7 protein-coding genes are annotated in these 6,808 nt (G+C 64.7%); 1 reads left to right on the top strand and 6 read right to left on the bottom strand.

Annotated elements, in window-relative coordinates; genetic code table 11:
* The 6 genes from QK290_RS18065 to QK290_RS18040 all read right to left on the bottom strand — a co-directional run.
* Positions 1-151, bottom strand: a 151-nt coding sequence (locus QK290_RS18065) for a hypothetical protein (protein WP_282332044.1), incomplete at its 3' end; no start/stop codon positions are given.
* Entirely contained in the window at positions 144-1,331 is a 1,188-nt protein-coding gene (locus QK290_RS18060; RefSeq protein WP_282332042.1) for a glycerate kinase, read from the bottom strand. The genes QK290_RS18060 and QK290_RS18065, both read right to left, overlap by 8 nt.
* Before the next feature lie 25 nt (positions 1,332-1,356).
* On the bottom strand, positions 1,357-3,135 hold the full coding sequence (gcl, locus tag QK290_RS18055) for a glyoxylate carboligase (protein ID WP_282332041.1): 1,779 nt from the start codon (positions 3,133-3,135) through the stop codon (positions 1,357-1,359).
* A 152-nt stretch (positions 3,136-3,287) separates the two neighbouring features.
* Complete coding sequence (locus QK290_RS18050) at positions 3,288-4,310, bottom strand: 2-hydroxy-3-oxopropionate reductase (protein ID WP_282332040.1); 1,023 nt, start codon at positions 4,308-4,310, stop codon at positions 3,288-3,290.
* Positions 4,199-4,999, bottom strand: a complete 801-nt coding sequence (locus tag QK290_RS18045; RefSeq protein ID WP_282332039.1) for a TIM barrel protein — start codon at positions 4,997-4,999, stop codon at positions 4,199-4,201. The genes QK290_RS18050 and QK290_RS18045 overlap by 112 nt, the downstream gene beginning before the upstream one ends.
* Before the next feature lie 219 nt (positions 5,000-5,218).
* Positions 5,219-5,395 (bottom strand): CsbD family protein, encoded by a 177-nt coding sequence (locus tag QK290_RS18040; RefSeq protein WP_056340807.1) that lies wholly within the window; start codon positions 5,393-5,395, stop codon positions 5,219-5,221.
* Positions 5,396-5,801: 406 nt separating this feature from the next.
* Here QK290_RS18040 and QK290_RS18035 point away from each other — a divergent pair, with 406 nt between their 5' ends.
* The gene (locus QK290_RS18035) at positions 5,802-6,491 is read left to right on the top strand and encodes a hypothetical protein (protein WP_282332035.1); all 690 of its coding nucleotides are present in this window, start codon (positions 5,802-5,804) and stop codon (positions 6,489-6,491) included.
* The last annotated feature ends 317 nt before the right edge of the window (positions 6,492-6,808 follow it).

Raw genomic sequence — 6,808 nt, 5'->3', positions numbered from 1 at the left:
CGGTGAGGCCGTTGCCGAACGGTTCGATGGCGACGATCACGCCGTCGCGGATGCCTACTTCACGGGCAGTGATGCCGGCAGTGGTGAGGATGCGCTGGCCACGGATGACCAGGTCAAACTCGCCGGCCGCCGGGGTGGTTTCTTCAGACATGGACGTTCTCCTTGGTGTCGGTACGCGCTGCACTCACAGGCAGGTGCATGCCGATGTGCTTACCTAATTCTTCAAGCAGCGGGCCTGCTTCGGCCATACATTTTTCTACATTGTTTTCAAAATCGGTCAGGGCGTGAACTGCCCTGAACCCGGCTTCCGTGAGCTGTTCCTGGCTCAGCGTACTGCGGCCGCAGACGGCAATCACGGGAATTCCGGCGCGCGCGGCTGCGCGGGCCACGCCCACGGGGGTCTTGCCGAGCAGGCTCTGCTCGTCCAGGCTGCCTTCGCCGGTGATCACCAGATCCGCGCCGGCCAGCCGCTGCTCCAGTTCAGTGAATTCGAGTACGACGTCGATGCCCGGCCTGCGTGCCGCGGCCAGCGCCGCGATGGCAATGTAGCCGACGCCGCCGGCTGCACCTGCGCCGGGTGCGACGGCGGCATGCTCGGCGCGGACGCCGATCTCGCCGGCAAGGACCGAGACAAAGTTCGTCAGCGCCGCGTCCAGCGCGACGACGTCACTCGGCGTCGCGCCCTTCTGCGGTGCGAAGATCGAGGCGGCGCCGCTGGGCCCCAGCAGGGGATTGTCGACGTCGGATGCCAGGGTGAAGCGGGAATCCTCCAGCCGGACGTCCAGGCCGGAGAAATCGATCCGGTCCAGGCGGGCCAGGGCGGCCCCGCCGCCGGGGAGCTCGATGCCCTCGGCGTCCAGGAGCACTGCCCCGAGGCCCTGAAGAACTCCGGCGCCGCCGTCGGTGTTGGCGCTGCCGCCCACACCCAGGATGAACTTCCGGCAGCCCAGGTCAAGGGCGGCCCGGATGAGTTCGCCGGTGCCGAGGCTCGTGGCGGTGGTGGCCGTTCCGGAGTCAGGGCTGCCGCCTGCGATGACGGAGGGCAGCAGCGCGAGCCCGGAAGCTGCGGCCATTTCGATCACGGCCTCCCGGCCGCGGACCGCGAAGTCGGCCCGGACCGGCTGGCCGGTGGGGCCGGTGACGGTGGCGGTCCGGCGGGTGAAGCCGGAGCCGACGGCGGCGTCGAGGGTGCCCTCGCCTCCGTCGGCCACCGGAATGAGTGTGGTCTCGAGGTCCGCCACAACTGACTGCAGTCCCGCGCTCAGGCGGCTGGCGACGTCGGGGGCGGACAGCGAGCCCTTGAACTTGTCCGGGGCGATGACCACACGCATTCCGGTACCTCCTATCGGTTTCTGACTAGTCCAGCAGGGCGATGATCGCGGTGGGGGCGTCCTCGCCGCGGGCGGCCAACTCCTCGAACTCGTTCACGGCGTTGATCTCAACGCCCATGGAGATGTTGGTGATCTTTTCCAGGATCACTTCAACCACCACGGGAACCTTGAACTCGTCCATCAGGGCCTTGGCCTTGTCGAACGCGGCCGGCAGGTCCGCCGGGTTTTCCACGCGGATGGCCTTGCAGCCCAGGCCTTCGGCCACCTTGATGTGGTCCACGCCGTACCCGTTTGTTTCCGGGGAGTTGATGTTCTCGAACGCCAGGGACACGTTCTGTTCCATCTCGAAGCCGCGCTGCGACTGGCGGATCAGGCCCAGGTACGAGTTGTTCACCACCACGTGGATGTACGGCAGGTTGAACTGCGCGCCCACGGCCAGCTCTTCGATCATGAACTGGAAGTCGTAGTCACCGGACAGGGCAACAACGGTCTCGTCCGGCTTGCCGCGGACTACGCCGAGGGCGGCCGGGGCGGTCCAGCCCAGGGGGCCTGCCTGGCCGGCGTTGATCCACTTGCGCGGGCCGAAGACGTGCAGCATCTGTGCGCCGGCGATCTGCGAGAGGCCGATGGTGGACACATAGGTGGTGTCCTTGCCGAACGCCTTGTTCATTTCCTCGTACACGCGCTGCGGCTTGATCGGCACGTTCTCGAAGTGCGTCTTGCGCTGCAGGGAACCCTTGCGTGCGGTGCACTCGGCAACCCAGCCGGAGTAGTCCGGCAGGGACTTCGCTGCCTGGCGCTCGCGTGCCAGCTCAATCAGCCCGTCCAGCGCCGCACCGGCGTCGGACGCGATGCCCAGGTCCGGCGAGAACACACGGCCGATCTGGGTGGGCTCGATGTCGATGTGCACGAACTTGCGGCCGGCCGTGTAGGTGTCCAGGCCGCCGGTGTGGCGGTTGGCCCAGCGGTTGCCGATGCCGATCACGAAGTCGGAGGCCAGCATGGTCTCGTTGCCGTAGCGGTGGCTGGTCTGCAGGCCCACCATGCCGGCCATCAGGACGTGGTCGTCCGGGATGGTGCCCCAGCCCATCAGGGTGGGGATGACCGGAACATTCAGCAGTTCGGCCAGTTCCACCAGCTGCGCGGAGGCGCCGGCGTTGATGATGCCGCCACCGGCTACGATCAGCGGGCGCTCGGCTGCGGTCAGCATGTCCAGGGCCTTCTCCAGCTGCTTGCGGGAGGCCGTGGGCTTCTGGACCACGATGGGCTCGTAGGCGTCGATGTCGAATTCGATCTCGGCCATCTGCACGTCGAAGGGCAGGTCCAGCAGAACCGGGCCCGGACGGCCGGAGCGCATCAGCTGGAAGGCCTTCTGGAAGGCGCCCGGAACCTGGCCCGGCTCCATGATGGTCATGGACAACTTGGTGACCGGAGCGGCGATGGTCTGGATGTCCACGGCCTGGAAGTCTTCCTTGTGCAGCTTGGCCACGGGGGCCTGGCCGGTGATGCAGAGCATGGGGATGGAATCCGCCCAGGCCGCGTACAGGCCGGTGATCATGTCCGTGCCGGCAGGGCCCGAGGTGCCGATACAGATGCCGATGTTGCCGTCCTGGGCCCGGGAGTACCCGTCGGCCATGTGGCTGGCGCCCTCAACGTGGCGGGCCAGCGTGTGGCGGACACCGCCGTTCTTCCGCATGGCGGAGTAGAACGGGTTGATTGCCGCGCCTGGCAGGCCGAAGGCCTCGATGGCGCCTTCCTTTACCAGGATCGCGACGGCAGCGTCAACAGTGCGCATCTTCGTCATTGTGTACTCCTTGAAAGTCTGTGTTCTTCGGTGGCTGAGCTTGGTGAAGCCCGATTTTGGGTGTGCTTAAGGAAGTTTTTGTCCAGATAACGCCGCGTGGAAGGGGAATTGAGGGCGTTATCTGGACAAAAACTATCGGTTGGTCGCTAGGCCTACTTGCGGCCGCTGAGCTGCAGGACCTGCTTGAAGAGGCCGGAGTGGTCGAGCCCGCCATCGCCCTGGTTAACGGTTGCGGCGACGAGCTGTGCGACGACGGCGCCGAGGGGGACGGCAACATTGGCTTCGCGGGCTGCCGAGGTGACGATGCCTAGGTCCTTGTGGTGGAGGGCGAGGCGGAAGCCGGGGTCGAAGTTGCGGTCGAGCATCTTCTGGCCCTTCTGGTCGAGGACCTTGGAGCCGGCCAGGCCGCCGCCGAGGACCTTGAGGGCCGCGTCCGTATCCACACCGTAGGCCTCGAGGAAGGCGATCGCTTCGCCCAGGACCTGGATGTTGACGGCGACGATCAGCTGGTTGGCTGCCTTGACGGTCTGGCCGGAGCCGGACGGGCCGACGTGGACAATGGTCTTGCCGACGGCATTGAGGACGTCCTGCGCTGCCTCGAAGTCAGCTGCCTGGCCGCCCACCATGATGGAGAGTGCGGCGTTGATGGCGCCCTGTTCGCCGCCGGATACCGGGGCGTCGAGGGGGCGGATGCCGGCTTCCTGGGCGTCGTCGGAGAGGCGCTTGGCAACGTCCGGGCGGATGCTGGACGCGTCGATCCAGAGGGTGCCCTTCTTCGCGTTGGCGAAGACGCCGTCCTTGCCGCTGACTACGCCCTCAACGTCGGGGGAGTCCGGCACCATGGTGATGACGACGTCGGCGTCCTTGACGGCGTCCGCGATGCTCGTGGCACCCTGGCCGCCTTCGGAGACGAGCTTGTCGATCTTGTCCTGGCTGCGGTTGAAGCCGGTGACGGTGTGGCCGGCTTTGACCAGGTTGATGGCCATGGGCAGGCCCATGATTCCGAGTCCGATGACTGCAACGTTGCTCATTGTGGTTCCTTTACTGAAAGTCTGATGGTGGATTAGCGGGCGACGCGCTGGCGGATGGCCCAGGCGAACGCGGTTTCCGCCGGTTCCTTGTATTCGAGGCCGATGTAGCCGTCGTAGCCGAGTTCGCGGCTGCGGGCGATCCATTCGCCGAGAGGGAGCTCACCGGTTCCGGGCGCCCCGCGGCCGGGGTTGTCGGCTATCTGGATGTGGCCGAAGTCCTTTGCGTGCTTTTCGATGACGGCTACGACATCGTCGCCATTGACTGCCAGGTGGTAGAAATCCGCGAGGAGCTTGATGTTCTCGGCGCCGGATTCCGCCTTGACGCGGGCGATGACCTTGAGTGCGTCTTCGGCCGTGAGGAGCGGGTACTTGGGGGCGCCGCTGACGGGTTCGAGGAGGACGGTGCCGCCGATGCCTGCGACGCCGGCAGCTGCCGCGGCGAGGTTTTCGGCGCCGACGGCGTCCTGCTTGTCGGCCGATTCGCCGTCGATGCGGTTGCCGTAGAGGGCGTTGAAGGCCTTGCAGCCCAGACGCTCGCCGATGCCGGCAACGACGTCGATGTTGTCCAGGAATTCGGTGGAGCGGGCGGGCCAGGAAACCAAGCCGCGGTCGCCGCCGGGCATGTTGCCGGCGTTGAAGTTCAGGCCCGTGAGCTGGACGCCTGCGTCCTTGATGGCGTTCTCAAACCCGGTGACCTGGGCGTCCGTGGGGACGGAGGTCTCGAAGGGCCACCAGAACTCGACGGCGTCAAAGCCGGCAGCCTTTGCGGCTGCGGGGCGCTCGAGCAGGGGGAGCTCCGTCAAGAGGATGGAGCAGTTCACTGTGTACGTCATCGTAGGTCCTTCCGAGGAGGGGCTTTGATCTATCTTCCGCTTGCTTAGCCGTATGCGGGTTTCCGCTTTGTGGAATTTAGATTCTGCTTTATGAAAAGTTTAGGGAAAGTGGGGGCGGGAGTCAAGGGGGGTTCTGTGGGTATGTGGTTGAGTATCTTCGCCGCCAGGCACAGAAAAACAGGCGGCTCCTGGCAGAGCCGCCCGTTCGATTGATCGTATTTAGTGCCTCTTGAAGGCGTGCCTGATCTTTTCTCCGGCTTGCTTGAGATCGGCCCGAACTGCGCGGGCCTTGCCTTCAGCCCTCATGCGGTCGTTGCCGCTGACCTCACCGGCGGCCTTCTTTCCCTTGCCGTGCAGCCTCTCCGCGGCGTTGTGGATCCTGTCACCCAAACCCATTGCGGTCCTCCTTGTGGCGCGGCCCGTACGGCTGATTGCCGCAACTGCCGCCACTTAAATTGTAGAAACGAATGGCCCCCGCGGACCGGTCGGCAGCCCAAATGATCCGCGGGAATGTGGGGATTGCACCCCAACCAGGAATGCTGGCAACCAGAGGAGCGCCGTCAGCACCGTGAGCGAGACGTTTCCCGCCCTTGAGCTAGTGTTTGGCTGCGGCTTTGCACGTTAACCCCCTTCGGAGTTCACCGTACGCATTGAACGGAGCCCGCTTGGCCCGGGTACAGCGGTGAGAGTTTGGTTGTAAGTGAACCATCCCGCCCGATCCCTCGTCGTTATGGCTGGTGCCGGTCATTGGCGCCGAAATATTCAGTTCTCCATCTGTAAGCCGAGCCGAGGAAGAATCATGATGAAAATCAGTAACCGTCGAATTGCCGCCGTTGTTAGCTCTGTGGGGGTGTTGGGGGCGATTGTGGCCGGCGCTGCAACTGCGAGTCCGACGCCGGAGACGCCTGTCCCTGACGCATCGCAAAAGCATCCAGTGGAGATCGAGGTGTTTGCCCCTGTAAAGGGCGATAACGCCGGGATCGCTGGTGCGGGCTGGTTCGTCGACCTGAGTGTGAGGTACGACGGCGGCCTGGCCGCAGCAGGCTTCACCGGTCTGCAGGTCACTGGGCCCGCCGCGCATGCGAATACGGCGCCCTTCCCTGGGTCGTTCTCCACCGGCCAGGATGATCGTCTGCCGGGCCTCGTTGTACTCGCCTCCACCACGAATAGCACCATCAAGGGCTTCTCTGGTCCCGGCACGAATCTGGCCAACCTGTTCAATCTCACCGGTGTGACCGACCGCTCGAAAAAGGGCGCTGAAATTTTGGATTCTTGGATCGTCGGCGCCCCGATTGCCGGTCAGGACGTGGACAGCACCCTGACAGTCGCCGTGATCGCCGACCTCAACCACGACGGCGTCTATAACGACGCCCCGAGCGTCGTGCTGGACGCCAATGGCGATGGCACGATTGATGCGCGAGATCTCGAAGCCATCGGAGTCGCCTCCAAGATCACTACGATCCCGTTCCACATTTCAGGCGACCCCAAGTAGCGCGACGCCGTTGGTGCTTCAGCCGGGAGCTGCCATGAAGGCGTTCCCTCCGGAATCGGTCAGGCGCGTTAACCGAATTGGCCGACGTGCACAAACCCGACACGATGGTCCTGATCTCAAAATAGACCCACAGAGGAGCCGCACTATATGAATAAGCGAATCAGTAGAACCATGGCGGCGATATCCTTGATCGCGCTGGCCCTTAGCGGCTGCGACGCCTCAACAGATACCGCCAGCAGCGCAAAATCCCTGTCCACCGGTGCCCAGGACTCTGGACATGGGGTGATGGTGTTCGACTGACTTCCGCAGGATTCCGG

Origin of the sequence: Pseudarthrobacter sp. AL07, from assembly GCF_029960665.1 — a bacterium.
GTDB lineage: Bacteria > Actinomycetota > Actinomycetes > Actinomycetales > Micrococcaceae > Arthrobacter.
Note: the sequence above shows the minus strand (reverse complement) of the source record. Positions and strands in the feature narration are given on the sequence as shown.

Coding starts and splice junctions, on each gene's coding strand:
- QK290_RS18045 (WP_282332039.1), bottom strand. CDS start 4,999: ATGACGTACACAGTGAACTGCTCCATCCTCTTGACGGAGCTCCCCCTG.
- QK290_RS18040 (WP_056340807.1), bottom strand. CDS start 5,395: ATGGGTTTGGGTGACAGGATCCACAACGCCGCGGAGAGGCTGCACGGC.
- QK290_RS18035 (WP_282332035.1), top strand. CDS start 5,802: ATGAAAATCAGTAACCGTCGAATTGCCGCCGTTGTTAGCTCTGTGGGG.
- gcl (WP_282332041.1), bottom strand. CDS start 3,135: ATGACGAAGATGCGCACTGTTGACGCTGCCGTCGCGATCCTGGTAAAG.
- QK290_RS18060 (WP_282332042.1), bottom strand. CDS start 1,331: ATGCGTGTGGTCATCGCCCCGGACAAGTTCAAGGGCTCGCTGTCCGCC.
- QK290_RS18050 (WP_282332040.1), bottom strand. CDS start 4,310: ATGGATCGCCCGCAGCCGCGAACTCGGCTACGACGGCTACATCGGCCT.